Annotated in this window: 26 protein-coding genes; 5 read left to right on the plus strand and 21 right to left on the minus strand. The window is 50.5% G+C overall.

The window, feature by feature from the left end; translation table 11 throughout:
- Nucleotides 1-197, plus strand: a 197-nt coding sequence (locus ACTJKB_RS26915; RefSeq protein WP_440837411.1) for a hypothetical protein, incomplete at its 5' end; no start/stop codon positions are given.
- Between the two features lie 164 nt (nucleotides 198-361).
- Here ACTJKB_RS26915 and ACTJKB_RS26920 read toward each other — a convergent pair.
- On the minus strand, nucleotides 362-1237 hold the full coding sequence (locus ACTJKB_RS26920) for a nucleotidyltransferase-like protein (RefSeq protein WP_440837412.1): 876 nt from the start codon (nucleotides 1235-1237) through the stop codon (nucleotides 362-364).
- Nucleotides 1238-1365: 128 nt separating this feature from the next.
- On the opposite strand from ACTJKB_RS26920, the gene ACTJKB_RS26925 reads away from it, so the two are divergent.
- Nucleotides 1366-1731 carry a DUF2614 family zinc ribbon-containing protein gene (locus ACTJKB_RS26925; protein WP_074084950.1) on the plus strand — a complete coding sequence of 122 codons (366 nt, stop codon included), beginning with the start codon at nucleotides 1366-1368 and terminating at the stop codon, nucleotides 1729-1731.
- Nucleotides 1732-1857: 126 nt separating this feature from the next.
- Here ACTJKB_RS26925 and ACTJKB_RS26930 read toward each other — a convergent pair whose 3' ends face one another.
- The 7 genes from ACTJKB_RS26930 to gatC form a co-directional block, all read right to left on the minus strand.
- On the minus strand, nucleotides 1858-3579 hold the full coding sequence (locus ACTJKB_RS26930; protein ID WP_440837413.1) for a glycosyl hydrolase family 18 protein: 1722 nt from the start codon (nucleotides 3577-3579) through the stop codon (nucleotides 1858-1860).
- 302 nt (nucleotides 3580-3881) lie between these two features.
- Complete coding sequence (perR, locus tag ACTJKB_RS26935) at nucleotides 3882-4313, minus strand: peroxide-responsive transcriptional repressor PerR (protein WP_074084952.1); 432 nt, start codon at nucleotides 4311-4313, stop codon at nucleotides 3882-3884.
- Nucleotides 4314-4438: 125 nt separating this feature from the next.
- Nucleotides 4439-6364 (minus strand): DUF4097 family beta strand repeat-containing protein, encoded by a 1926-nt coding sequence (locus tag ACTJKB_RS26940; RefSeq protein ID WP_440837414.1) that lies wholly within the window; start codon nucleotides 6362-6364, stop codon nucleotides 4439-4441.
- A 41-nt stretch (nucleotides 6365-6405) separates the two neighbouring features.
- The gene (locus ACTJKB_RS26945; protein ID WP_440837415.1) at nucleotides 6406-6876 is read right to left on the minus strand and encodes a GNAT family N-acetyltransferase; all 471 of its coding nucleotides are present in this window, start codon (nucleotides 6874-6876) and stop codon (nucleotides 6406-6408) included.
- Between the two features lie 95 nt (nucleotides 6877-6971).
- A complete protein-coding gene (gatB, locus tag ACTJKB_RS26950) occupies nucleotides 6972-8411 on the minus strand; it encodes an Asp-tRNA(Asn)/Glu-tRNA(Gln) amidotransferase subunit GatB (RefSeq protein ID WP_440837520.1) in 1440 nt (479 codons plus the stop codon).
- Nucleotides 8412-8502: 91 nt separating this feature from the next.
- On the minus strand, nucleotides 8503-9960 hold the full coding sequence (gene gatA, locus ACTJKB_RS26955) for an Asp-tRNA(Asn)/Glu-tRNA(Gln) amidotransferase subunit GatA (RefSeq protein WP_440837416.1): 1458 nt from the start codon (nucleotides 9958-9960) through the stop codon (nucleotides 8503-8505).
- A 23-nt stretch (nucleotides 9961-9983) separates the two neighbouring features.
- Complete coding sequence (gene gatC, locus ACTJKB_RS26960) at nucleotides 9984-10271, minus strand: Asp-tRNA(Asn)/Glu-tRNA(Gln) amidotransferase subunit GatC (protein ID WP_074084956.1); 288 nt, start codon at nucleotides 10269-10271, stop codon at nucleotides 9984-9986.
- A 183-nt stretch (nucleotides 10272-10454) separates the two neighbouring features.
- On the opposite strand from gatC, the gene ACTJKB_RS26965 reads away from it, so the two are divergent.
- Nucleotides 10455-12098 carry a PucR family transcriptional regulator gene (locus ACTJKB_RS26965; protein WP_440837417.1) on the plus strand — a complete coding sequence of 548 codons (1644 nt, stop codon included), beginning with the start codon at nucleotides 10455-10457 and terminating at the stop codon, nucleotides 12096-12098.
- Nucleotides 12099-12116: 18 nt separating this feature from the next.
- Here the strand turns inward: ACTJKB_RS26965 and ACTJKB_RS26970 are convergent, their stop codons facing one another.
- The 12 genes from ACTJKB_RS26970 to ACTJKB_RS27025 form a co-directional block, all read right to left on the minus strand.
- A complete protein-coding gene (locus ACTJKB_RS26970; protein ID WP_440837418.1) occupies nucleotides 12117-14144 on the minus strand; it encodes an FAD-dependent oxidoreductase in 2028 nt (675 codons plus the stop codon).
- A 288-nt stretch (nucleotides 14145-14432) separates the two neighbouring features.
- Entirely contained in the window at nucleotides 14433-14816 is a 384-nt protein-coding gene (locus tag ACTJKB_RS26975) for an ATPase (protein WP_440837419.1), read from the minus strand.
- 158 nt (nucleotides 14817-14974) lie between these two features.
- On the minus strand, nucleotides 14975-15745 hold the full coding sequence (locus ACTJKB_RS26980) for an ABC transporter permease subunit (RefSeq protein ID WP_440837420.1): 771 nt from the start codon (nucleotides 15743-15745) through the stop codon (nucleotides 14975-14977).
- Nucleotides 15742-16653 (minus strand): ABC transporter ATP-binding protein, encoded by a 912-nt coding sequence (locus ACTJKB_RS26985; RefSeq protein WP_440837421.1) that lies wholly within the window; start codon nucleotides 16651-16653, stop codon nucleotides 15742-15744. The genes ACTJKB_RS26980 and ACTJKB_RS26985 overlap by 4 nt, the downstream gene beginning before the upstream one ends.
- A complete protein-coding gene (locus ACTJKB_RS26990; RefSeq protein WP_440837422.1) occupies nucleotides 16653-16844 on the minus strand; it encodes a PLD nuclease N-terminal domain-containing protein in 192 nt (63 codons plus the stop codon). The genes ACTJKB_RS26985 and ACTJKB_RS26990 overlap by 1 nt, the downstream gene beginning before the upstream one ends.
- 48 nt (nucleotides 16845-16892) lie before the next feature.
- Nucleotides 16893-17114, minus strand: coding sequence for a hypothetical protein (locus tag ACTJKB_RS26995; RefSeq protein ID WP_074084963.1), 222 nt, complete (start codon nucleotides 17112-17114; stop codon nucleotides 16893-16895).
- Nucleotides 17111-17437, minus strand: a complete 327-nt coding sequence (locus ACTJKB_RS27000; protein ID WP_440837423.1) for a YxlC family protein — start codon at nucleotides 17435-17437, stop codon at nucleotides 17111-17113. Before ACTJKB_RS27000 ends, ACTJKB_RS26995 begins: the two co-directional genes overlap by 4 nt.
- Nucleotides 17418-17960, minus strand: a complete 543-nt coding sequence (gene sigY, locus ACTJKB_RS27005; protein WP_440837424.1) for an RNA polymerase sigma factor SigY — start codon at nucleotides 17958-17960, stop codon at nucleotides 17418-17420. Before sigY ends, ACTJKB_RS27000 begins: the two co-directional genes overlap by 20 nt.
- A gap of 58 nt (nucleotides 17961-18018) precedes the next feature.
- Nucleotides 18019-18195, minus strand: a complete 177-nt coding sequence (locus ACTJKB_RS27010) for a hypothetical protein (protein WP_440837425.1) — start codon at nucleotides 18193-18195, stop codon at nucleotides 18019-18021.
- 188 nt (nucleotides 18196-18383) lie between these two features.
- Entirely contained in the window at nucleotides 18384-19013 is a 630-nt protein-coding gene (locus tag ACTJKB_RS27015; protein WP_440837426.1) for an MBL fold metallo-hydrolase, read from the minus strand.
- Nucleotides 19014-19019: 6 nt separating this feature from the next.
- Nucleotides 19020-19586, minus strand: coding sequence for a thioredoxin family protein (locus tag ACTJKB_RS27020; protein WP_440837427.1), 567 nt, complete (start codon nucleotides 19584-19586; stop codon nucleotides 19020-19022).
- Nucleotides 19583-20197, minus strand: a complete 615-nt coding sequence (locus tag ACTJKB_RS27025) for a DedA family protein (RefSeq protein WP_440837428.1) — start codon at nucleotides 20195-20197, stop codon at nucleotides 19583-19585. The genes ACTJKB_RS27020 and ACTJKB_RS27025 overlap by 4 nt, the downstream gene beginning before the upstream one ends.
- A gap of 366 nt (nucleotides 20198-20563) precedes the next feature.
- Here ACTJKB_RS27025 and ACTJKB_RS27030 point away from each other — a divergent pair, with 366 nt between their 5' ends.
- Together ACTJKB_RS27030 and ACTJKB_RS27035 are read left to right on the plus strand one after the other, a co-directional pair.
- The gene (locus ACTJKB_RS27030) at nucleotides 20564-20896 is read left to right on the plus strand and encodes an autorepressor SdpR family transcription factor (protein ID WP_440837521.1); all 333 of its coding nucleotides are present in this window, start codon (nucleotides 20564-20566) and stop codon (nucleotides 20894-20896) included.
- Between the two features lie 2 nt (nucleotides 20897-20898).
- On the plus strand, nucleotides 20899-21552 hold the full coding sequence (locus ACTJKB_RS27035) for an SdpI family protein (protein WP_440837429.1): 654 nt from the start codon (nucleotides 20899-20901) through the stop codon (nucleotides 21550-21552).
- A gap of 135 nt (nucleotides 21553-21687) precedes the next feature.
- Here ACTJKB_RS27035 and ACTJKB_RS27040 read toward each other — a convergent pair whose 3' ends face one another.
- Complete coding sequence (locus tag ACTJKB_RS27040) at nucleotides 21688-24120, minus strand: O-antigen ligase family protein (RefSeq protein WP_440837430.1); 2433 nt, start codon at nucleotides 24118-24120, stop codon at nucleotides 21688-21690.
- Between the last annotated feature and the right edge of the window lie 20 nt (nucleotides 24121-24140).

Raw genomic sequence — 24140 nt, forward strand, 5'->3', positions numbered from 1 at the left:
AGAATAAAATATTCTCTATTTTTGGATCTCACTTGCGTGAAATCCCACTCACTCGTTGTTCAGTTTTCAAAGATCAAATTCTCATTTCCGCTCGCCGTTGCTTGTCAGCAGCGACCTTTATAATATATCATAGCACCCTCGATTTAGTCAACCTTTTTTTTGATTTCTTTTTTTCGGTTGTCTTCCGCATGGTTTGAAGCTTATTACCTGCGTCAGAGGGACGAGTTATAATTTAACACAACATTAACATAAGCGTCAACTATAAATATTCCCTGTATTGCTCATCTCATGCAAAAAATAAAACAACAAAAAAAGAGAGCAAATTGCCTCTCCTTAATCCATGTGTGATTTTCTTTTATATTTACAAGGTGTACCGTACTGCGTGACCATCTCCGGCATCCTCGGCCCAAGAAGCAATCTCCCTAATCTGTGAACGGGATACAAGCTTACGCAACACCAGAGGCAGTTCAGCGCCAAGCTGACTAAGTCCCGAATGCTGCAGGAGTTCTTTTATACTCCAAGGTTCCTTACGACTGCCGAGAATATTCAATAATATGGTGCAGCAATCGGACATCTTGGACATAATGGCAAATTCGCAGGCTAGCAGAATGAGCTCCACTCTCTGATCCAGTGTCTCAGTACTGACAGTCAGCTCTTCATACAGCTTATGAACGGACGAATTAAGGCCTTTCACTTGCTCCCATACTGCGGGGTCAGGAAAACAACCTGCCTCACTAACTTCAAGACGTGCCCAGTGATACAAAGCAATCAATACACAGTTATAGGCATCCATTGTAAAGCCTGCTTCCATGTACCGCTTGGATTTCACGTACATATGCAGAAACCTGGAAAACTCCATGAACAGTATGCGTTCCTTGAGCGGCCCCTGAAACTGTATAATCTCCCGGCGCATTTCGCCTAGAATTCCCTTGGGGTCCCAAATAACTTCACCCGCTACCAGACTGGTAAGCAGTTCATTGTTATCTCCAGCCATTACCGCTCTTTCAAGAGCAGAAAGACCGACATGCACTGACTGTGTGCGCCGCTCCCCGGCTATCGTATGAGTAATAATACGTTCCTTCTCTTGCTCCTCATGCAGCATCAGTACCACCACATCAAAATCATGAAGAAGCGCGCTCTGAACCGGAGCATTGCCGGTCTGATGCAGAGCTACAGCGCCCAGGACGTTCTCGTCAAATGTTTCTCCACTAAACAAGGTCAAATTGGACAGTTCCATGCTTCCCTCCATCAAATTTGGCGAATTTGCGTCTGTCAGTTATAATTCTCTTAAATATTAATATTCTACATATTCATATCAGTTCCTCCTGGACAACCGAACTATATTTCAGTTAGGAGCAAATACTCATGAAGTTTAAATCGGCTAAAATCAATGCTTTTCGCACTTGGGGACTGCTGCTTACCATGCTCGGAATGGGTCTAATGATCCTGGGAACAGCGGGTATTGTATTCTGGGGTTCGGCCGGAAAGGTTGTTGCTGCAATTGGCCTTGTCATTGGTCTGATCTCCATGATGGCCAGTCTGGCGATCTATTTTTGGGCCGGCATGCTTTCAACGAGCGCAGTCCAGGTAGAATGTCCGGAATGCCGCAAGCTGACTAAAATGCTGGGAAAAACGGACCGCTGTATGTTCTGCCATACCATCCTCACGATGGACCCCGCACAAGCAACGATCACCGCGGAGCAGCTTGAAGGACAGCAGTTGAAACATTAGCGAGTCGTATTATTTCTTGAATTCAGCTAAACTTAGCCTATTTTTCTTTTAAGTACAGAATATTTTATAAAAAAACAGGGGTTCCCTAATGGGACCCCTGTGCTATGTCTACAATAGTTGCGGTATCTATTCGCTAATCTTCTGCAACGTTTCCCACGCTTCCGGAACGGCAAAGCTGCGGTTCCAGGAACCAATGCCTCCCAGCCCAAATGATTGGGCCAGTGCAACCCTCGCTTTTAACGACACCTTGTCTTCTATCCATATCTTGCGAAGAACTCCATCCTCCGTATACTCCACATAATTCTGTCCTGATTTCTTATCCAGCACAGGTGTCAGCTTCTTATCAGCAAGAATTTCCTGGACGGCATTCATGCTGACGGCTTTGGAACTGACCTTGGTTTTTCCGTCCACCGTGGTTTCCGACCAAATGCGGGTATACAGAGGAATACCCAGTACCAGCTTCTCAGCAGGAACACCATCCTCCTCCAGGATGCGGCTTACGGCATTCTCCACCCATGGCAGCGAAGCAACAGAACCTGCGGTAGGACTGGACGCCCAATGCTCATCATAAGCCATGACAATCAGGAAATCTGTAACTGCGCCAAGTGCCTTGCGGTCCAGAAAGAGCGACCACATCTCACTATTTGATTTTGGAGTGACATCCATAGAAACAATAAGATTTTTGGCTTGAGCCATTGGCTTCAGCTCCCGCATGAACTGCGTAACATTCTCTCCGTCCTTGGTATAGACATTTTCAAAGTCGATATTTATTCCATCCAGACCGTAAAGATCAGCATACTCCAGCATCTGCACGATGGTATTCATCCGCTTCTCATAGCTTGATAACGCCTGGGTGGTGAGATCGGCATTAAAGCTGTTGGTCAGTAGACCCCAAACCTCCATCCCTTGCTTATGGGCCCACTGGACGTAGGCGCTGTCTGCTTTGCTGCGCACATTGCCTTTGGTATCGACAATTTCGAACCAGGTAGGGCTGACAACATTGACCCCGGGAAGGTCGCCGAATTTGGCCGGGTTGGGCTTGCGTTCATATACAGCTTCCCAGAAAAGATTCACCGGTTTGCCTTTCCAGCTGCGTTCTGCGCGCGAGGGAGTGACCGGTTTCACACCGACTTTCTTCTCCCCATCCTTGATAACATTATTTGCTTTGACATAGCCCGCAAATCCGTTGCTCATCTGCACATACAGCCATTCCTCATTGTCCGAGTTCCAAATTCTCACCACGGTTCCAGGGGACATGTCGGCAATAATCGGAGCATGGACGGTGGCTTCACTGCGCAGAGCTTTTGTTTTTCCGCCTTCTTCACCCTTGACTTTACCAAGCGGGACAGTTTCTCCAGCAGTCATCAAAAGAACAGCCCCGGTATCCTTGTCCTCTTCCACCTCAAAACCATACAAGTTTTCAAGCGTGTCCGCTGGCAGGTAGGTTACTCCGTTCTTTTCTTCTAGAGCCAGACGAAGCTGAAGCGGTTTGTTGTTTAGACTGGCGGCAGTTGTATTTTCTTGCATATATAGAAGCTCATTGTCTGTCGATAAAATAACGGATTTGGTCTCTTCTTCATAACGGATGGATGAATCTACATACTTCTGTAGCAGCGGAAGCGGCAAAAGCAGCGTATCTCCGGTACCTGAAGCGGAATAGTCCGTTAGCTCTCCTTTGACAAAAACAGGCTGTTCCAGCCCTTTCCAATCGGGATCGATGTGCAGACGGTTCGGCAATACATAGAAAACTACCCAATAAGCTGCTGCGGCAATGATGACAAGTGCGAATAAACGGCGAAAAAGACCTCCGCGTTTCTTGACGCGTCTTTGTCTCTGTCTTGTATTCAAAATGTACCTCCAGATCACTAGTAGAATTAGAATGCGGTAGACCAATCTTAAGTATACGCTATCTCAGAGTCTTTGGTTGCGTAAATCTACTGGAAGGATTGGGCTTATATGATAGGAACACATGAAAAAAGCATTATAAATCAAGTAGAAACGGATACCGTCCTGCTAAGGACAGTATCCGTTTCAGCGAGAAATAGAAGGATAATTTATAGTGTGAAACATATAAATCCTTATATTTTCGAAAAAACGTGAGGATTCCGATACCGGATTCCTCACGTTAAAGAAATTCACACGATGCAGATTTAATGCGCTTTCTCGCCACAGCATTTGCAGACTCCATATAGCTCCATACGCAAACCATGGATTTTGAACCCTGTTGCCTGCTCGGCACGAAGTTCCACTTCATGCAGCGATGAATAGCTGAAATCCTCAATCTTGCCGCATTCCTGGCAGATCACATGATAATGATCAGACACATTAGCATCAAAACGGCTGGAATTATCACCGTATGTCAGCTCGCGGACCATCCCTGCTTCCATAAACATCTTAAGGTTATTGTAAACCGTTGCCACACTCATGCTCGGAAACTGCGGTTCAAGCGCGCGGTAAATATCATCCGCCGTTGGATGATTCATTGCTTCCATCAAATACGAAAGAATCGCATGACGCTGGGGCGTAATACGGACACCGGTTGTCTTCAATTGTTCCAATGCATGCTGTACGCCACTACCCATCAATGCCACCGCCTTTTAGTAAGAAACATAATAATAACTTTAAAGTAATTGTAAGACCGGACTTTCAACGTTGTCAACGCAGTCAGTATATTATATTCATTATTATATAATAAAAATTACTTTATTCAATATTTCCTCACATTTAGGTTGCTGTTTCCTTCAACATGCAGTTTAAACTCACCCGTGCCTACTTCTCCAGAGATGTTTTTTTTGTCGATGGTCAGCTCTGGTATATCCGAAATGATGTCCCCATAACCACTGGAGCCATCCATGGTATAACTTCCGGACATAGGCAGATACAGATCAATATCACCCACTGCGCTATAGATATCCCAGTTGCCCCCGAGGTCGGAAGAGCGAACGTCGATTTTGCCATTGAGTGATTCGGCATGCAGCTTCGATCTGGCCCCATTAATCTCCATGTTTCCATTCTTGCTGGACAGATTCATCTCATCTCCGCTGCCCACAGCCGAAATATTGCCGACAGCAGTCGAAAGCTTGAGCGAACCCGTTACATCCCAGGCCGCCATATCCCCGCCGCTTGTCGCTAAATCTACTGTGCCCTGAACCGTTCTGGCACGAACCGCACCATTTAGCGTCTTTCCTTTGACATTGCCAAAAATGCGGTGGAGAATCAATTCCCCATTCCCCGTCTCCAGATTAATATTCTCTATGGCCTCTACATTCTGCAAGGTAATGCCGCCATTCATCGTCCGCACCTCCAGATTAAACCGGCGGTCTTCAGGCAACGAGATATCAAGATCCATCCGCGGCTGACGTTTGCCGGAATCTCCATACGCCTTGCTCTTAGGGGTGATCTTGATGTTGGAACCTTCAGTTACTTCTACAAAGGACTGTTCCGAGATAGCCTCTGCGACCGCCCCTTCCAGCTGATCCACCCACACGGTTGCTGAAATTTCGATATCCTCGACGGGTGCGCGATGAATGAGAATATCCCCGTTGATGCCATCCACTGTGATTTTGGAAGTATCCAATTCAACTGGAACCACGAGTGGAGCTTTTTGGAACTTGTTTCCCTTGGCTTCACCGTAATCCACAGCCGCAGCGGTCAAATTAAGACTCACCTTATTCCATAGATGCAGATAATGTTCCTGTTCTGAGACCATAAATACACAGGCTGCGAGCACTACAGCGGATAGCAGTCCGCGCAAATCCATTCTTGAACGGGATCGGTTCCTCCCCTGTCCATGGCGCCGTGCGGAGAAATAAATGAGCAGATACTCCACTCCCCAAAGTACCACAACGATTGGCCACCATTTCAATAGGAACAGCATATTATCGGTTCCGTTTCTCCAGTCCAGGAACAACAAAACCCCAACCGATACCAGCAATGTGGAAGCGGTGTACCTGCCCACCCGCCGGCTGCGCCGTTCATTGCCGTTCTGCCAGGACAGTGCTTGGGCGATCTCCCGTACGGTAAGTCCTATCCCACAAACTGTTAGCAGTAGTGCAATCGTTACACCGGCATAATGCTCGATAAAATATTGCAGCCAGGCTGGTTTTTGCCGGAAAAGAAAGAGCAGCGCTCCACCTAGCAGCAGCAACAGCCCAAACGAAATCCCCGGTTCACTAACGAGGCGGTGCCGTTTTCCATTCTTTTCGGGTAGAGGCGGCAATTCAGGTTCCAGCTCTCCGGGCAACTGCAAAAGACGGTCAGCCGACTGCAGCACATCAAACACATTGTAGAAATACAGCACCGGAATCATCAAAGCCAGCAGAATCAGCAGCGGAACATTAATCTGCATGCCGATCGATGAGAAGTAGAGCAGTGCAGCAATATCAAGCAGAATAATGAAAATAAAAGAAATGCCTTTGCGAAGCAGCCCGAAGTAGATATGCCCCGTGCCAGGGATTAGCGCTGCCAAAAGTCCGGCAATGAATTTGCGTTTGCGGCGGGGACGGCGCTTCAGGCGTGGAGGAATCAAAGGCGGTGTCTGCTCCTGAACGTCGTCTACTGCCTGCGCGGCAGAACCATGCTCCCCCTCCTCCTTGATGGGAAGCATAGTAGAATCATTGTGCTCGGGACTCATTTTGGGACTCCTCCTGTCATCGGGACTGTGGTTCTTGTTCATTAAAGCCGGCCATTCCGGTGAAATTCGATTAACTCTACGCCAGGTGCCACTTCTTCTATTCCAGCTGGAATAAAACCATGTTTGGTATACAGTGTTACAGCCGGAACATTTAGCTTACCTGTAGAAACGATGAATTGCTCCATTTTCCAGTATAGATTAAAAATATATTCCAAAAGGTTACCCGCAACCCCCTGGCGGAAAAAATTGGGGTTCACCATCATTCGGGTCACTGTCAGCTTACCTGGCGATTCTTCAAGGACGGCAACAGCCCCCATTAAATCCCCATGATCGTCGAAACTGCCGTAGAACAGCTCTTCAGAGCGGCTCAGCATGTCTCTGGTCTCCAGTAGCGGCGGGATTTCGTGGAACCCTATAATCTCAGCCTCCAGCCTGTAAGCCTTGTGTTGAAGACTCCACAGCTCGCTGAGTGTATCCCCGTCCTGCAGATCCAGCTTTATTATTTTGTTCATCCGCACATTCCCCTTATATGCCGCGAAAGGCCTGCCGTTGCCGACAAGCCCTAGCGCTTATGCTTCAAATGTATATTACCCCGGAAACGGGTACCTCAGCTGTTCAATACTTCTGTGAGCAGTGTGTTTACGAGTCCCGGATTCGCTTTTCCTTTGCTTTCTTTCATAACCTGTCCCACAAGGAAGCCAATCGCCTTTTGTTTGCCCGCCTTATAATCCTCAACGGATTGGGGATTGGCAGCTACAACCGCTTCGACGATTTGCTTAATGGCCCCTTCGTCGCTGATCTGCACGAGACCTTGCTCTTCTACGATTGTTGCCGGGAGCTTCCCACTCTCTAGCATTTCTTTGAAGACGGTCTTAGCAATTTTGCTGCTGATGGTTCCACCTGAGATCAGACCGATCATTTCACCCAGTCCTTGCGGTGTAATCTTCACTTGGGACAATTCCAACCCGCCACCGTTCAAGTAGGCCAGTAAATCACCCATCATCCAGTTGGCAACCGCTTTGGCATCCTTAGTAAAGGCAAGACTGCCTTCGAAGAAATCAGCCAGCGGCTTGGAGGAAGTCAGGACACCCGCATCGTAGGCTGTAAGGCCATATTGCTCGGTGTAACGGCTCTGCCGTGCATCCGGCAGTTCCGGAATGGTGGCCCGGATCGACTCTTTCCAGGCATCATCAATATGCAGCACAATCAGGTCAGGGTCCGGGAAGTAGCGGTAATCATGAGCCTCTTCCTTGCCACGCATGGACAAAGTCTTGCCCTGAGCTTCGTCCCAGCGGCGGGTCTCCTGAATCACAATACCACCGTCGTCCAGAATCTCTCCCTGACGGAATTGTTCATACTCCAGACCCCGGAGAACACCGCGGAAGGAGTTCATATTCTTAAGCTCTGCGCGGATGCCAAATTCCGCCTGGCCTTCCGGCCGCAGGCTGATGTTGGCATCACAGCGCATCGAGCCCTCTTCCATCTTCACATCTGATACGTCGCAATACTGCATAATCGCGCGTATTTTCTCGAGATAGGCGCGGGCCTCCTCCGGTGAGCGCAAATCCGGCTCGGAGACAATCTCGATCAGAGGCGTTCCCACACGGTTGAAGTCAACCAATGAAGCAAAACCGCCATCAACGTGGGTCAGCTTACCTGCGTCCTCTTCCAGGTGCAGACGGGTGATGCCAATCCGCTTGGTCTCTCCGTTCACCTCGATATCGATCCAGCCGTTCAGGCCTATAGGCTGGTCGTATTGGGAAATTTGGTATGCCTTGGGTGAATCGGGATAGAAGTAGTTTTTGCGGTCAAATTTGCTGACGTCACCAATCGTACAGTTCAGTGCCATCGCTGCTTTCATGGCATACTCAACCGCCTGACGGTTCAGTACCGGCAGAACACCCGGATGTCCCAGACAGACAGGGCAGGTATGTGTATTTGGCGGAGCTCCGAATTCCGTGGAGCATCCGCAGAAGATTTTAGACTTGGTATGAAGCTCCACATGAACTTCCAGTCCGATGACCGTTTCGTATTTAGCCATATCTATTCTCATTCCCTTAAAAGTTTTGTTGGCATATACTCCAGTGAGTATCTTCATTCAATACCTGCTTCTGAAGTTCTGGCTTCAAAGACTGCACTTACAGCTGCGGACACTCTCTGTGGTAATCTGTATTTTGTTCAAAGGCATGCGCGACGCGCAGAACCGTACTCTCGTCAAATTCTTTGCCAATAATCTGCAGACCGACAGGAAGTCCTTCAGCAAATCCACAGGGAATGCTGACGGCAGGAATGCCGGCCAGACTAACTGGAATAGTCAAAATATCATTCAGATACATTGTCAGCGGATCTTCCGTCTGTGAGCCCAGCTTGAAGGCAGTGGTTGGCGCAGTTGGTCCAATGACTACATCATACTTTTTAAAGACTTCGTCAAAGTCCTGTTTAATTAATGTACGCACCTTCTGCGCCTTCAAATAATAAGCGTCATAATAGCCTGAGCTGAGTGCATAGGTACCGAGCATAATCCGGCGCTTAACCTCTGCTCCAAAGCCTTGGCTACGGGAGTTGTGGTACAGATCAAGCAGACCTCCCCCATCATCCACTCGTGCACCGTAACGTACACCGTCAAAGCGGGCCAGATTGGAGGAGGCTTCGGAAGAAGCAAGAAGATAATAGGCCGCCACCGCATATTCGGTATGCGGCAGAGAGACCTCTTCCCACACTGCGCCAAGGCCTTCCAGCACTTTAAGTGCGGACAACACCTTTTCTCTGACGGAAGCCTCTACGCCTTCGCCGATATATTCCTTCGGCACAGCGATCCGCAGTCCCGAGATATCGCCTGTGAGGGAGCTGAGATAGTCAGGAATATCAACTTTGGCCGAGGTGGAGTCTTGAGCATCATAGCCGGCAATGGCCTGAAGCACATAAGCCGAGTCTTCTACATTTCGTGTGATCGGGCCTATCTGGTCCAGTGATGACGCAAATGCTACCAGACCATATCGTGACACTAGACCGTAAGTAGGCTTAAGGCCGACTACTCCGCAATACGAAGCGGGTTGGCGTATGGAGCCGCCGGTATCAGAGCCCAGAGCAAACAATACTTCTCCGGCAGCCACCGCTGCTGCAGATCCGCCGCTGGAGCCTCCGGGTACACGCTCCAAATCCCAGGGGTTACGAACCGGGCCGAAAGAAGAGTTTTCATTGGAGCCGCCCATGGCGAACTCGTCCATATTCAGCTTGCCGATCGTAACAACATCAGCCTGACGCAGCTTGGAAACTACAGTGGCGTCATAAATCGGCTGGAAATTGGAGAGGAATTGACTGGCACATGTTGTGCGTAGCCCTTTGGTAACAATATTATCCTTAATTCCAGCTGGAAGGCCAAACAGCAGTCCGCGGGCTGCTCCAGAAGCCAGCTTGTCATCAAGCGTCCGCGCCGAAGCGCGGGCCCCCTCTTCATTTAAAGTCAAAAATGCATGCACCTTCCCATCACGCTCAGCGATGGCAGCCAGTGAATGTTCGGTCAGCTCACTAACTGAAATCTCTTTGCTGTGCAGCATGTTATGTAATTCAGGTAATCGATATTGAAACAGGCTCAACATTCTTCCTCCTTTCTCTATAGTTATTCCAGAACTGCGGGAACTTTGAAATGTCCGTCTTCAGCTTCCGGCGCATTAAGCAGCGCTTCCTCTTGAGATAGACTCTCCTTCACCACATCGTCACGCATCACATTGCTAACTTGTAGTACATGGGTTGTCGGCTTTACATTTTCTGTGTCAAGCTCATTCAGTTTCTCAGCATATTGTAAAATCGCATTCATCTGTTCAGTAAAGGTTGCCTCTTCTTCCGGGCTTAATTGCAGACGGGCCAGCTTGGCCACATGCTGCACATCTTTGATGGTAATGCTCATTAGAAATATCCCTCCTGTTTAAAGGGCTAAAGCGCCCGGATAACGTGTTAATTATATTGTAGAAGCCTCTACAATTCAATGTGCTTGTGCGCTTCCTCCTAATTCACCGCTTATGCAGCATGTTAAACTGGAGCGATCAGAAATAGCTTCGGCTTGCCAAAACAGTGAAAAGGATGATCTCCGATGCAAATAACTCTATGCTCCATTTCCTCCAGGCTGGAACAATATGACACTGAATTGCTAGTATCCCGTCAGGATTGTACTGTTATATATGGGGTGGAACTGAACACGGAACGCCTGACTTTACTGGATCCCGGAGTTCTTTATATCACCAGCTCCGAAGAGAGTCTTGGGATGCTCTTAGACAGCGACTGCATCAATATTCTGTATGCCGCACCCTGTGCAGCCGCAGCCAATGACGCGCTGAACCGCTGTTCCGACCTGCCTGTTGCCAAGAACCTCATCCTGCTGCGGAATGCCGCCTGCGGTGCAGCCGTATATCACGAGCTTAGAGATCTGCTGTATGCCTGGCGGAGGTTTAATACTAATTGTGAAAAATTACACAATATGCTATTGCAGGGCTGCGACTTGCAGAAGCTGCTCGATGAAGCCTATGGGATGCTGGAGAACCCCTTTGCCTTATGCGATATGTCCTTCACTCTTATTGCAACACCTCGCCAATTGAAGCAGGATGCACCCGTTGCGGAATTTCTTGCAACCTATGACGGCAAAGGCGGGTTCAGTTCCTGCTACGACGTGTACCGCAACAAACGACGGTTCGAAATGGTCAACCTAAACGACTACCCGCAGTTGATCATTGAACATGAGATCGATGACTACGCCTATATGATTTCCAACATTCGGATCAATGGCCAACTGGCGGCTTTTATCTCCGTGTTCGAATACGAGCGCCCGTTCCATGAATTTGATTATGAGCTTGTCGCCGTTCTCTGCAAAATGGTCAGCCTGGAAATGCAGAAGGATAGCTTCCTGAGTAACGCCAGCGGGAAATATGATGAGTATCTGCTGTATCATCTTCTGGAGAAGGATTCTCTGCCGAACCCTATTCCGGAATTGAGCCGCTTGTCCTCGGCTACCTCTAAGGCTAGTGGCTGCTATATGCTTGTTATCTCCATACGGGACTACGAACGGGAGAATACCATGCTGCAATTTCTCAGTAAAAAGCTGGAGGAAATTCTGCCCGGAGCCATAACACTCATCTATAAAGGCTGCATTATCGCCGCAGCAACGCGATGCAGCAGCAGACGTTTGCTGCCGGAAGATCTGCAGGATCTGCAGACACTCCTATTGGCCCACAGTCTGCAATGCGGCATCAGCCAACGCTTCAACTGTCTTTCGGAAGTCCGCCCACACTATCAGCAGGCGCTGAAGGCACTGAAGCTCGGCTCTACACTTCACAAAGGAGAAGTCCTCTATTTCTATGAGAAATATGTGCTCTACGACCTGCTAGAGCTCTCAACCTCCGTAGAGAAGCTGCGAACACACTGCCATCCGGCGCTGGCTGTCCTGCTGGAATATGACAGCCAGTACAATACATGCTTCACCTCAACGCTGTACTGCTATTTGCAGAATGTCTGCAATCAATCCAAGACTGCACAAGCTCTTCATATCCAGCGCAGCACGCTGCTATACCGGATCAAAAAAATCCAGGAAATTGCCGACATTCAATTGGGAGACGCTGAGCTTGGACTGCATCTGGGCATGTCTTTTAAAATGTTGGAGTTAGCAGGAGACTGGAAGAACGGGGACGGATATGCCAAAAAACCGGGACAAGGTGCGTCCCGATTCTGGCAGGGGTATGAATAGGCCCTTATTGTAACTGAGTTATTGAATACTTGCGGCGTAACCGGAAGCATTCTCGCCGGCCATCCGTCCCGAAATGTAGGCAAAGCCCAAGGTTCCACCTTCAAACATCACATAGCTGCTGGAGTACATGCCTCCCGCATCGCTTCCGGCTACCCACAGACCTGGAATCACCTTCTCATTGTCATCAACCGCCTGGATATTCTGGTTGACCTTGACTCCGCCAAGAGTCGTTAGTGTACGTGTCATGATATTAACTGCGTAGTAAGGCCCTTTATCCAGCTTGCTTAAATACTTGGGATCTTTGTAAAAATCGCTGTCTTTGCCAGCTTTGGCCATTTGCGCGTATCGTTTGGCCGTAGACTCGAAGACAGTCTTGCTCATGCCCGCCTTCTCTCCAAGCTCACCAAAGGTCTCGCCTTTGACCACAGCCCCGGCTGCAATTCCTTCCTCCAAAAAAGGAGTCAGGTCATAAGGTGTCTCCTGGAACTTGTTCAGCGCTACCGTATTGAGCGGCTCATTAAATTCCTTGAAGGCCTGCGGATCATTCTTCCAGGTGCCGTAAATGTCAGCAATAGACACAAAGCCCTTCTGCTTGATCTGATCAACAGTCCCCTGGTCAAAAACGATCCAGGCCGCTCCGCCCGGCTGTTCATACAGCGCGTTCCCTGCCGCAGCATACTCAAAGATCACCTCTTCGTTTGTAAAACGCTCACCATTGTTGTTTACCCAGAGAAACGGATAACTTCCCACTGACCATATATCTGAAGCATGCTTCATGGCCTGTCCCTTCTCTGTACCGTTCAGGAAAAAGAACTGCCCGACATCTGTACCCAGTTCAGCCGCCCCGGCTTTCCAGGCCATGTTGATTCCATCCCCGGTAGCTGAGGCAATGGAGCCAAGTGGCGCTTTGTCGCCCAGATACTGCTTCATCATCTCGGCATTGGCGGCATAACCGCCGGTAGCCAGCACAACGGACTTAGCGGAAATCACCAGCTTGGTGCCATCCGTTTGTGTAGCATTCACACCGATTACAGCACCTTTATCGTCAATAATCAGCGATTCGCCTTTTGTATCGAATAGAATCTTCCCGCCCTTTTTCTCAATCGACTTATGCAGGGCACCGATCGCTGCCGAACCGCCGTCCACGTAGCCGACGAATGCCTTAGGGTCACCCTTATGCACCGGCTGTCCACCTACACCCGGATCAATCAGCGTAAATTTAGCACCGTTCTCCATGAGCCAGTCTACCGTGCTGCCTGATTTGCTGATCACTTCACGGACCAGACGGCTGTTGGCCTTATAATTGCTCGTCTCCATATATTGGTCATACAGCCACTGCGAATAATCCGGCAGATTTTCTGCTTGCTGCAGCTTACTGCCCGTAGTGAACATTCCCCCAGCCATTGTGCCTGCACCAGCCGGTACCGAAGTCTTCTCCAACAGCAGCACACTGCTGCCTGCTTCTGCTGCGGCTAACGCCGCGGCAGTTCCCGAAGCTCCAGCACCAACCACCACAACGTCGAAGGCCATGTTCTGCACCTCGCCACCCTTCTTCTCCTGCTTCACCATCAGCACTGCCGGATCGGCACCCGCCTGCTTGACGCAGTCCTGTACTGCCTCAATAATGGCTTTGCTCGCTAGCGACGCACCCGAAACAGCATCGATAGCCAAAGATTGGTTATCAACAATCCGCTGGGGAATTTTCTCATTTGCAGCATCACCAACCCCTGCCGTTTCCGAGCTCTCCGTAACCTTCACCGAGACAATAGCAGTTTCACTGAATACTGTCTCTACCGTTATCAATCCGTTATGGCCCTTAGCTGATCCGGTATAGGTTCCCGGCTTGTATGTAACTACTGCTGCGTTTCCTGTGGCCACCTGATCAGCCTTTCCTTCTGTCTTTGCGGCCGCTGCTGTACCGTCCTCCTGCTGTGCAGAAGCCGCAGGAATCATCTGTTCTCCAGCCTTTTCACCTTTACAACCGGCGATACTAACAATCATCAACATACATAACAGCACACAAAGTGCGCTCCTGAAAGCTTTCATTTGTTTATCTCCCCCTGGCAGTCTCTCGGTCCCCCGCAAGCGGGCTTCACCTGTAGTGGTATCCGTTCGCTGTAAGCGTAGCATAACTGCTACGGACGGGATAAGGATCAAACTGTTCTAAAAAAGGGAGAGAATTTGATACATATTGCTGAATATATGAACTGTTATTGTGTAACAAACGGCCTCGCCGTCCTCTGTAAGAGGAGCATATGCTTCCGAAGCAGCGATACTCTATATATCAAAAAATTAAACACAAAATACAAAAAAACCGGCTTGCGCCGGTTTTCCTTAAATCCAAGCGCGAAGATTCACCTGTTTGATGAAATCCGCCTGGGACAGGCTTTCCTTTGTGGTTGTCTCTGTCTCTACTGCTTCCACTTCTTCGCCATTCATCAAATGATGAAACAGCTTCTCGTTGTGCGTGGACAAAGCATAATCTATCAATGCTTCATATGTTGCACTTTCAGCCTGAGCTGCCAGCAACTGCTCTTCCGCTTCGACATCCTCAGCTGTCACATAGAAATTTCTGTTGGCCTGCGGAACTCGGATGACGTAATCAAACGCATTATCAGGATTACGGTCATAAGCAATCAGGTAGCCATAGTCTCCGATAGGAAGACTCTGCTCGAAAGCGTCCGCGACAATGACAATCTTCTCACCTAAACGCAGCATCGCCCTACCTCCTGACCTGGAATCTTTCATAACTCTTACTTGTTCCAACAGTCTACTAAAAAAAGATAGAGCTGTCCAGCACCAGCAAGTGGGTTCAGCTGTTTTTTTGCAGATAACATTCTAAAAATCGATTAAATTCGTCAAATTTCGCATTCATATCAATCTGGGAGTTTATTCCTGCGAATCAGGAGGGATGCGGCGGCAATGCATGCTACAATCAGAACACCTGCAGAACACGCGGGCCCCCAGGTACCGCCGCTTCCTTCCGTAATGATTGCAGCAGACTGGGCAGTTAGCGCCGCAGGGGTCCAACCTAATTGCAATGGCAGCAGGCTATGGGCTAGCGACATCGCCGCTGCAGCCCCCAGACCAAGAAAAGCAGCCGCTGGTCCGCGCAGCCATGCGCTGAACAGCAGCGTCAGCGAGACTGCACACAGCAGCCACAGCCCGTATAACCCGGCTCCTGCACATAACCTGCCCCAGGAAAGAGGACCCATCAACTGCTCTGTATAATAGGCCGCTCCTGCTACGCCCAGTCCAAGAGCAATAATAAGAGTAGTCAGTTGGGCAGCCCACTTAGCCGAGACGATAGCTGCGGGAACTACCGGCTTGACCATCAACATCTCTATAGTCCCTCCACTCCGTTCACCAGCCAGACTGTTCATTACGCCCAGCACGAGTATCAGCATACCGATGGTACCATATTGTCCAAGTGTCTGTGCCATTACCACAGCCGGTCCCGGCATCTCATATCCCTCCAGCATTCCAGGCGGCACATTCCCGGAAGCTTTGAGGATCTCAGGCATGTAATAGGTTGTGAGCGGCTGCATAATACCAAGAATCATAAATACTACCGGGACCCAAATTAGTTTATAGCTGCGCAGGGCCTCCAACATTTCTTTATGGTAAAGCGTCCATACATTCTTCATGCTCCTACCACCTTCATGAACAGGTCTTCAAGGGTGGAAGAGCCCGCTTCGAATTGAAGTAATGAAATGTCCAGGCTTGCGGCTTCCTGAAGAATCGTACGGCGCGCCAGTTCCAAATCGCTGACATTCAGGGTAGCAGACCCGGAGAAGATCACGGACTGCTCAACAAAGGGTCTGTGTGCAAGATCTTGCAGCCACCCCAGTCCCTTCTCATCCATTCCCGTACTCAATCGAATCACAGGCAGGCTGTATTGTGAGCGCAGCCGGGATAGCGATCCCTGCTCAGCTATTAAACCATGATTCATCAGGATAATATCGTCACATATTTCTTCTGCGTCATGTAGGACGTGGGTAGAAAAAATAATGGTGGTCTCCTCCCGGATCCCCCGCAGCAGCTCCATAACTTCCCGGCGTCCAATAGGATCAAGGGCAGAAACCGGCTCATCCAGAAGCAGGAGCCGGGGACGATGAACCAGTGCCTGGGCCAGACCTAGCCGCTGCTTCATCCCACCGGAATATCCGGCGATCTTGCGGCGGGATACGTCCTTCAGGCCTACGTGTTCCAGAACATCCGCCGCGAGTCTCCCAGCTTCCCTTGAGGAGATACCGCAAAGCTTCGCAGCAAACACAACATACTCCTGCCCGCTCATCCAGCTGTAAAATGCCGGAGATTGCGGCAAATAACCCAGCAGACTGCGGTAATCCACTCCGTTGCCGCCATCAAAAGAAATCAACCCTGAGCTAGGCTGCAACAAACCAGCCAGCATACGCAGGGTGGTGGTCTTTCCTGCACCGTTGGGGCCTAGTAAAGCCACACATTTCCCTGCTTCAATATCAAAAGAGATTCCATCCACTGAGATATGCTCTCCATAGACTTTGCGTAAATTTGAAACTTGCAGCAGCGGCATCAGCTTTCTTTCCTTCCTATCGTAAAATATGCCACGCTGCCCAGGAGATTGCCAAAAATCAATATTATAACCCACAGCCACTTGGGTCCCCGTGTCCGTTCTGCCTTAGCCAAAGAAATCAAGCCGATTACGGCCAGCACTGCCTGCAGTGCAAGCAGCGGCCAAATTAAACCCCATTTGATTTCATCCATGATTACACCCACCCCTTAAATACTTCTCCGGAAACACAGTCCGGTTGATCAAGGCTTCCTATTTGCTTTCCTCCAGTCAAAATAGACCACAAACAGCAGATAACAAATGAGCGGTGTAGGAATTCCGGTTAACCCCCATAATCCCCAGAACCAGGCCACTTTGCCTCGGCCACGTTTCTGTGCATTCCGAAAGAGCAAGGTACCCTGGAGCAGCAGTGCCACAGCCAGACAACCCCACAACCAATAAGGCACTTCCTGCAGTTCATTCACTCTTCTGTGTCCTCCCGCCGAAGCCTAAGCCGCATAACCGCCAAGCATCCAAGCGCGGCAACCGGAAATGCCGCCTGAAGGATCCAGTACGTTACTGGTGCAAACCCCAAGCTAAACAGGACAACACTCACCAAGAACAGTCCCACTAGCAAAAATCTCTGAAACTCTCTGCGGCTCTGGCGTTGCCTGCGGAGAGCTTCATCAGCGATAAGCTGCTCCAGTCCGGGCAAGGATGGTGGCGATATATCATCGTACTGTGCGTCAAGCCGCGCCAGGTCTGACGACAGCATCCGAAGCAATTCTTCATCCTTTTCCTTCTTCATCCTCACTAAGCTCCTTTCGCAGTTGATTTAGCCCTGATGCTACCCGTGATTTGGCAGTGCCGGAAGGGATCTGCAGAATATCAGCAATCTCTTCATACCCATAACCGTAATAATGCTTGAGCAGTACTGCCATGCGCTGAGCGGAGGTCAGGTGTGAGAGTGCATCAAGCACCTCGCTCCACTCCAGATTCCGGCTCTCGAAACGCCAGCGGATGGACCTCACTCCCTCTTCCTGCCGTTTCCACTGCATCTCCAGCTTCCAGCGGCGCTTCCTGTCAATATACAGACGGGTAGCAATGGTAATCAGCCATGAGGAAAAAGAAGAAGTTCCGTTATAGGCAGTAATCTTCTCCATGCAACGGACCATCGTATCTTGGGCAAGCTCTTCTGCAAGTGAAGGGTCCATGGTTGCCTTGATCAGATATTTGTAGAGAAAGGCATAATGATCCCGCAGTAGCACAGCCAGCGCGGAAGCATCGCCTTGCTGCGCTCTGATGATCCTATCGTGCGTCCCGTCGCTCATCTGCTCCTCCATCTGTATCGTTCATTCCTATGTAATACGAATATGTAGAGCGAATCGTTCATTCGCCATCTGAATTATTTTGCAGTTCCCACAATCTCCGCCGCCAGGGCTGAATCGCACCTTTGCCGTGCGGGAAGCTCCAGAAGAGACATTCTCTCTTTTCCTGCGCTTCCGTAACAGAAACTGGCACCATATATTCTTCCCCGGTATGTACTTCCTGTTCAATTTTTTTCATGATCCCGTCCACTAGCTCCCTTTCCCCTTAAAAATAGACAAAAAAAGAACGCAAACCGGGATTATTCCACAGTCTGCGTGCTTCGCGAGGTTAAATGTTACATTTAATTAACAGTATTGTAGCAACTTTGTAGTCTCTTGTCCATCAGTATTTTCCCGTTTGTTGTCGATTGGACGCGAGGCAGAACATTACATGGGGACATAAGGATTACGGAGCCGCTCAAAACCGATCGTTGTCCGTGGCCCATGGCCGGGAAATACTCTGACTTCCTCATCCAGCCGGTATAATTTCCCCCGGATGGAATCGATAAGATCACGTTCCCGGCCTCCAGGCAAATCGGTACGTCCTACTCCCAGCTTAAAGAGTACGTCTCCGGAAAAGAGATCATTTCCGCAGAGGAAGCTGACGCTACCCGGAGAATGACCAGGTGTATGCATTACACGGAAGGTAAGCCCCAGAAGCGTCAGCACCTGCCCTTCTGCCAGATCATACTCGGCAGGTTCCGTGCTGATGGGTGGTGTGACATCCGGCCACATCAATGAACCGTTCAGCTTGGGACTGCCCAGCCACTCACTTTCCAGAGGATGCAGGTACACGGGACATTTCTTGGCTTTGCGGATCTCATCAAGCCCGGCGATATGATCAAAGTGGGCATGGGTGAGCAGAACAGCCTCAATCTCCATTCCTTCAGCAGCCCGCAGAAGGGCTGCCGGATTTGCACCAGGGTCAATAATAATGCCACGTCCGGGGTCCGCTCCGGTAAGCAAATAAGCATTCGTCTGAAGTGATCCCAAATTATATGAACGAATATTAAGCATCTCTTCTTAGAATCCGGAGATCAGGCTGCGCAGTTCTTTGGCGATTACTGCGTGCGATTCCGTTCCTTCCCCATAGGCTTGGCCCATCGCCTTGCGGACTTCGGCAATTTTGCTCTCGTAGTCAGGAGCCTCGCGGTCAGGATTCTCTTGTTTGAACTCTCTCATCAGCGACTGCACATGCTCTGGACGGGGTCCCCAATGACCCAGTACGTAACCGCCTGTATCGGCAAAAATCACGATCGGCACGGATCTGCCGCCCATGGTTAGATAATCATCCATAACATCCTGATTTTCTTCCAAAATCAGCACTTCGGTTCGGATGCCTGCTGTTTCCAGAATACGGAACACGACCGGCACATTGCGTACAACATCTCCACACCAATCCGCAGCGAGTATCAGCACCCGAAGGTCGTCCCGGTGGTTCAAACTATCAAAGTACTCCCGATCGTCTGCATCTTCCCAGGTGAATTTTTCATACCATGATTCGAATACCTGCTGATTCTTCGTCATGCCTTCCACGAACTGGCGCGGAGTAAGGCCTTGACCGAATTTAGGGGCTACATTCTGCTTCATACTACACTACCTTTCTTCTTGGATTTGTACCATTTGAACAGGAAGTATATAACTATGACAGCAAGGGCCGCAAGAATAAGCTCATTCGTATATTGGGCGGCTACTTCATCAATTGTTTCCCATCTGTCGCCAAGTGTATAACCCAAATAGACAAACAGAGCACTCCACGGAATTACAGCAAGCGTGGTCAGCAAGGTGAACTTGGCCAGCGGCATGCGCGAGATTCCGGCAGGAACGGATATGGCATGGCGCACAACCGGAATGAACCTGGCTGTGAAGATAACACCGGTGCCATACTTATTGAACCATTCTTCGGAATGGTCAATATGCTTTTTCTTGATAAAAATGTACTTCCCGTATTTCTCCAGAACGGGTCTGCCGCCATAACGGCCAATCCAGTATACAAATATCTGGGCCACAACTCCGCCTACTGTACCAAAGAGCACCGCGCCAAAATAATTAATCTCTCCTTGCGAGACCAGATAGCCGCCATAGGCCAGTACAATTTCACTTGGGATAACCTCAATCATAAGTCCGATCATAATCCCGAAATACCCAAGACTCTGAATCCATTCAAACAACTGCGAGATCAGATCAGAAATAACATGCAAATGCAGCTCCTCCTCCCGTTTTTTTTCGCGGAATTCGCTTTGTGTTTCATAAACTTTTGGCGATTCCACTCTATGTACCCAGCTTCTCCTAGCCTATTCTAGCATATGCGGGCTTACGACTTCTACTTAAGGGAAACTGAAAACCTTTCTGGCAAGTGAAAACGGCTTCGCCGTCCTTTTTAGGGACGGAATCTGTTTCAGCGAGAAATAGAAGGATGATTTATAGCGTGAAACATATAAATCCTTATATTTCAAGAAGAAATCAATGTTGCCGCTCCGGTATGAAAATACACATTGACATTTCTGTCCTGATAGAAATATTATATATTTAGATAATTATTTAAATATCGAAAGGCCGGGTGAATGATGAACGAATCCTTCAAAGCGCTGGCTGACCCGACCCGGAGACAGATTCTACGGCTGCTTAGGGAAAAGGACCGTACCGCCGGGGAGATCGCCGATTATTTTAACATGTCAAAGCCCAGTATCTCACATCATCTTAATGCCCTGAAACATGCGGGACTGGTGCAGGATGAACGTCAGGGGCAATTTATTCTGTATTCCCTCGATACGACCGTGCTGGAAGAGGTGCTCGGCTGGTTCCTTGAGTTTACGGGTACGGGAAAAGAGAGTGAAGCGCCAAACCGCACAGAGTCCAAACTCAAGCAGGATAAAGATAAAAACAAGGAGGCTGATTGATGATGAAGGATTTCAAATGGAAATGGCAGGACACAATGATTGTGATTCTGGGTGTTCTCTCACTGGGTTATGCACTGGTCAATTACAGCAGGCTGCCCGACCAGCTCCCTGCCCATTTCAGCATCAGCGGGGAGGTTAACTCGTACTGGAGCAAAGGTTCCATTATCGCTTTGATGGGCTTTATGGGCGTGGTTTTTCCGCTCGCGATGCAGTTCATCCGCAATATTGATCCAAAGAGAGAGAACTACAGTAAATTTCAAAATGCCTACAAAATGATCCGTCTGGTGATCGCAGCTGTATTCGATGCCATGCTTGTCCTGAACGTCTCTTATGGTCTGGATCAAAGCATTCCTGCCGGAAAAATTGCTATGGTCGTTCTGGGCTTGCTGTTTGTTGTGGTCGGCAACTTTATGCCCCAGATCCGGGACAACTATTTCACAGGTGTCCGCACAGCCTGGACGCTGGCCAGCCCGGAGGTATGGCGGAAGACACACCGTTTCTCAGGCAGGATGTGGATGATCGGCGGCCTGTTGATCGTGCTGGGAGCATTTTTACCCAAGAGCTTGTCTATCAGTATGATTATTGCAGCACTGGTGATTGTCACTTTACTGCCTATTGGGTATTCGTGGCTGATCTCTTCCCGGGGAAAGGCTTAAGAACAGGAGATACAAGCTCATAGCGTACGCAACCCACGCAACGTCCGATGTGCTGCCGGCCCTGAAAGGAAGTAATTTGGCAACGGCATGATTTCACAAGAATAAAACTTTGGTTCAGGCAACGCGCCCGCCAGCTTACAAACGGATTGCCGCCTCCAAATGCCAGGATTCGGAACGTGCTCCCCTCAGCCGAAGGCCTAAGCCTTCGGCTTCTTGCACATTGCCAAACCGGCGGTCATTGTGCTGAATTCCCTTCCCACTCTCTCGTTCCCCCAACAGACGGTACTGCCGCAGCAGCTCCAGACCGGCTTCGGCACTCTGGCGCGCACTTATCCAGTCCCCCTCCCGGAGTTTCCGTACACTCATGTCCAGCATTCCTTCAGCCGCTTCTATACGTTTGGCTGCATTAAAAACATCAAGTTGCTGGCCTCTTCGCACCCAGTACAGTGCTGTTCCCGGATGATTCCCTTCCAGCGCCCGTTTTGCCAGCTCCCAGTTCAAAACAGCATTCTCTGGAGAGTACTTCAGACTCTTCAAAAGCAGGTCACGTCCCTGGTTCCCTGGAAGCATCCGGGATAAAGCGGCAGCTGCCATGGGATCACGAGGGTTCCAATGTAGAGATTGCCGCAGCAAAACAATTCTCTCTCTATTCTGCGAGGTGCCCACCGCCTGAATATATAGTGTTTCCCCTTTCATCGCTTGAAAGGAAAGGATGAAGAGTGCCAGCGCCATACTGCAAAGCAGTGAGACTGCCGCAACTCTCCACAGACGAAGCAGCATTGTGAAGACGGGTACTCGCATGCACATGGGAGGTACTGACGTCAGCTCTGGTGAGATTGCAACAGATACAGGGTTCGAAGCTACTGGAAAGACATCCGGCGCAGAAGCAGACCTTCCCGGCCCGCCAGGAACGGGTGGCGGCTTGGCGGATGCGTGGAGCTGTGGCGTGTTACATGTGGCTGGACCCCTTGCAGGAGATAAAGAGAATATAACTGATCCTGTGGGGCCAGCCACCGCAGCAGGCCTTCCCGATACACCAGGAACGGGTGGCGATTCAGCGGATGCGGGGAGCTTTGGCGGTTTGCCTGCGACAGCGCTGTGAAGCTTCTCGGCCCGGGCAAGCGCTGGCAGCAGGAACAGCAGCAGCCACATGAGGCCATAGCTCCAGTCAAAATCGACGGCGCTGTGCAGGGCAAGCGCCAGCAGGGACGGCAGCAGCCTGTGCGCTGCTGCTGCCACCAGCCATCCTGCTGCGACCAGTAGCAGCAAGAGAACGGCAAGGCCGACTCCTCCCAGGTTCAACAGGAGGTCGAGGTATCCATTGTGCACCTGGCTGCCCACGTAGGGGCGGGACTGGGCGGCGAGATACGAGCTCCGCCAAGTCCCGCCCCCGCGTCCCAGCCAGGGCGCATCTGCCGCGAGCTTCCAGGCATCGCGGTAGAGCAGCCCGCGAGCGGCGACCGTCGATGACGGTCCGGTTATCCGCTCGCGTACCTGCAGGAGGACGGCGCTGCCCGCCGCCGTCCACACCGCCGCCGCCAGAGCCACCCTGGCGGCGTTGCCCCCGCCTGCCGCGACTCGCCGGCGGCGGCACAGCCACGCGCCGCCAAGCAGCGCGGCGCCCCACAGCCCGGCCAGCAGCAGCAGGCCGGGTCCAGGCTCTACCGCCAGCCCGGCACGGGCCAGCTGGCGGTAGAACAGCGCCGCAGCAGCCATGGGCGCGGCGCCGGCAAGCAGAAGCGGCGCGCAGAGCTGCCGCTTCCAGAGCAGAACCGCGGCGCCGGCTACGGCCGCGGTCAACCACGCGCCGCGCGACTCGCTGAGGAGCAGCGCGGCGGCATAGGGGAACAGCGGCAGCATGCCATACACTCCAGTGGCTACGGACTGTTTTACCGCTGATGTCCCGGGCTTGGCCGATTCCATCAGGGGAGCAGCGGCGAACAGCCGCTCCAGGAGGAAAACAGCCATCACCGCTCCAAAGGTATTCGGATACTGGAGCAGACCTGCCAGTCTGGCGCCTGTGGCGCTGACTTCAGGCGCTGATGTATATGCTACCGCATAGGGGAGCTTGAACCCCGCGCATACTGCAAGCAATGCGCTTAAACTGATGGCCATTCCCATCATATGCCACATTGCCCCAAGAAGCCGGGCTCCCTGACGGTATCCTGCACAGAAATAGGCCAGTACGGCAAAAGAAGCATAAAATCCCCAGCGGAGCAGCTCATCCAGTGTCCCCTGTGCAGATATAGGCCCCCGCAGCCCTGCCCATCCATAGAGAACAAGGATCGCCAGCAGACAGCCCAGCAGGGTCAAAGCGGCCTTTTTCACCACAGGGATCCCGAATTCTTGACCTCTTCCGTCAGTCCTCTTGTGCAATTCAGATACAGCCAGCACCGGAGCGAAAAGAAGCCCGCACAATGCAAACCACACCGTGAGAAACGGATACATCTCCCCGGTAAAAAACAGCCCCCTCAACAGACAGGCTGCCACCCCCGCAGTAAATACCGCGCCTGCACAAACATACACTATATTCAGATCCGGGCTGTTCTGCCGCTTATTCCACCTCATTTGTATTTCTCCTATATGAG

The organism is Paenibacillus sp. 22594, from assembly GCF_052044425.1.
Taxonomy (GTDB): Bacteria; Bacillota; Bacilli; order Paenibacillales; family Paenibacillaceae; genus Paenibacillus_AQ.

What these genes read in the sequence shown, in the direction of transcription:
- ACTJKB_RS26920 (WP_440837412.1), bottom strand. Translation starts at nt 1,237, where the DNA reads ATGGAACTGTCCAATTTGACCTTGTTTAGTGGAGAAACATTTGACGAG.
- ACTJKB_RS26925 (WP_074084950.1), top strand. Translation starts at nt 1,366, where the DNA reads ATGAAGTTTAAATCGGCTAAAATCAATGCTTTTCGCACTTGGGGACTG.
- perR (WP_074084952.1), bottom strand. Translation starts at nt 4,313, where the DNA reads ATGGGTAGTGGCGTACAGCATGCATTGGAACAATTGAAGACAACCGGT.
- ACTJKB_RS26940 (WP_440837414.1), bottom strand. Translation starts at nt 6,364, where the DNA reads ATGAGTCCCGAGCACAATGATTCTACTATGCTTCCCATCAAGGAGGAG.
- ACTJKB_RS26945 (WP_440837415.1), bottom strand. Translation starts at nt 6,876, where the DNA reads ATGAACAAAATAATAAAGCTGGATCTGCAGGACGGGGATACACTCAGC.
- gatC (WP_074084956.1), bottom strand. Translation starts at nt 10,271, where the DNA reads ATGAGCATTACCATCAAAGATGTGCAGCATGTGGCCAAGCTGGCCCGT.
- ACTJKB_RS26965 (WP_440837417.1), top strand. Translation starts at nt 10,455, where the DNA reads ATGCAAATAACTCTATGCTCCATTTCCTCCAGGCTGGAACAATATGAC.
- ACTJKB_RS26970 (WP_440837418.1), bottom strand. Translation starts at nt 14,144, where the DNA reads ATGAAAGCTTTCAGGAGCGCACTTTGTGTGCTGTTATGTATGTTGATG.
- ACTJKB_RS26975 (WP_440837419.1), bottom strand. Translation starts at nt 14,816, where the DNA reads ATGCTGCGTTTAGGTGAGAAGATTGTCATTGTCGCGGACGCTTTCGAG.
- ACTJKB_RS26980 (WP_440837420.1), bottom strand. Translation starts at nt 15,745, where the DNA reads ATGAAGAATGTATGGACGCTTTACCATAAAGAAATGTTGGAGGCCCTG.
- ACTJKB_RS26985 (WP_440837421.1), bottom strand. Translation starts at nt 16,653, where the DNA reads ATGCCGCTGCTGCAAGTTTCAAATTTACGCAAAGTCTATGGAGAGCAT.
- ACTJKB_RS26990 (WP_440837422.1), bottom strand. Translation starts at nt 16,844, where the DNA reads ATGGATGAAATCAAATGGGGTTTAATTTGGCCGCTGCTTGCACTGCAG.
- ACTJKB_RS27000 (WP_440837423.1), bottom strand. Translation starts at nt 17,437, where the DNA reads ATGAAGAAGGAAAAGGATGAAGAATTGCTTCGGATGCTGTCGTCAGAC.
- sigY (WP_440837424.1), bottom strand. Translation starts at nt 17,960, where the DNA reads ATGAGCGACGGGACGCACGATAGGATCATCAGAGCGCAGCAAGGCGAT.
- ACTJKB_RS27010 (WP_440837425.1), bottom strand. Translation starts at nt 18,195, where the DNA reads ATGAAAAAAATTGAACAGGAAGTACATACCGGGGAAGAATATATGGTG.
- ACTJKB_RS27015 (WP_440837426.1), bottom strand. Translation starts at nt 19,013, where the DNA reads ATGCTTAATATTCGTTCATATAATTTGGGATCACTTCAGACGAATGCT.
- ACTJKB_RS27020 (WP_440837427.1), bottom strand. Translation starts at nt 19,586, where the DNA reads ATGAAGCAGAATGTAGCCCCTAAATTCGGTCAAGGCCTTACTCCGCGC.
- ACTJKB_RS27030 (WP_440837521.1), top strand. Translation starts at nt 20,564, where the DNA reads ATGAACGAATCCTTCAAAGCGCTGGCTGACCCGACCCGGAGACAGATT.
- ACTJKB_RS27035 (WP_440837429.1), top strand. Translation starts at nt 20,899, where the DNA reads ATGAAGGATTTCAAATGGAAATGGCAGGACACAATGATTGTGATTCTG.
- ACTJKB_RS27040 (WP_440837430.1), bottom strand. Translation starts at nt 24,120, where the DNA reads ATGAGGTGGAATAAGCGGCAGAACAGCCCGGATCTGAATATAGTGTAT.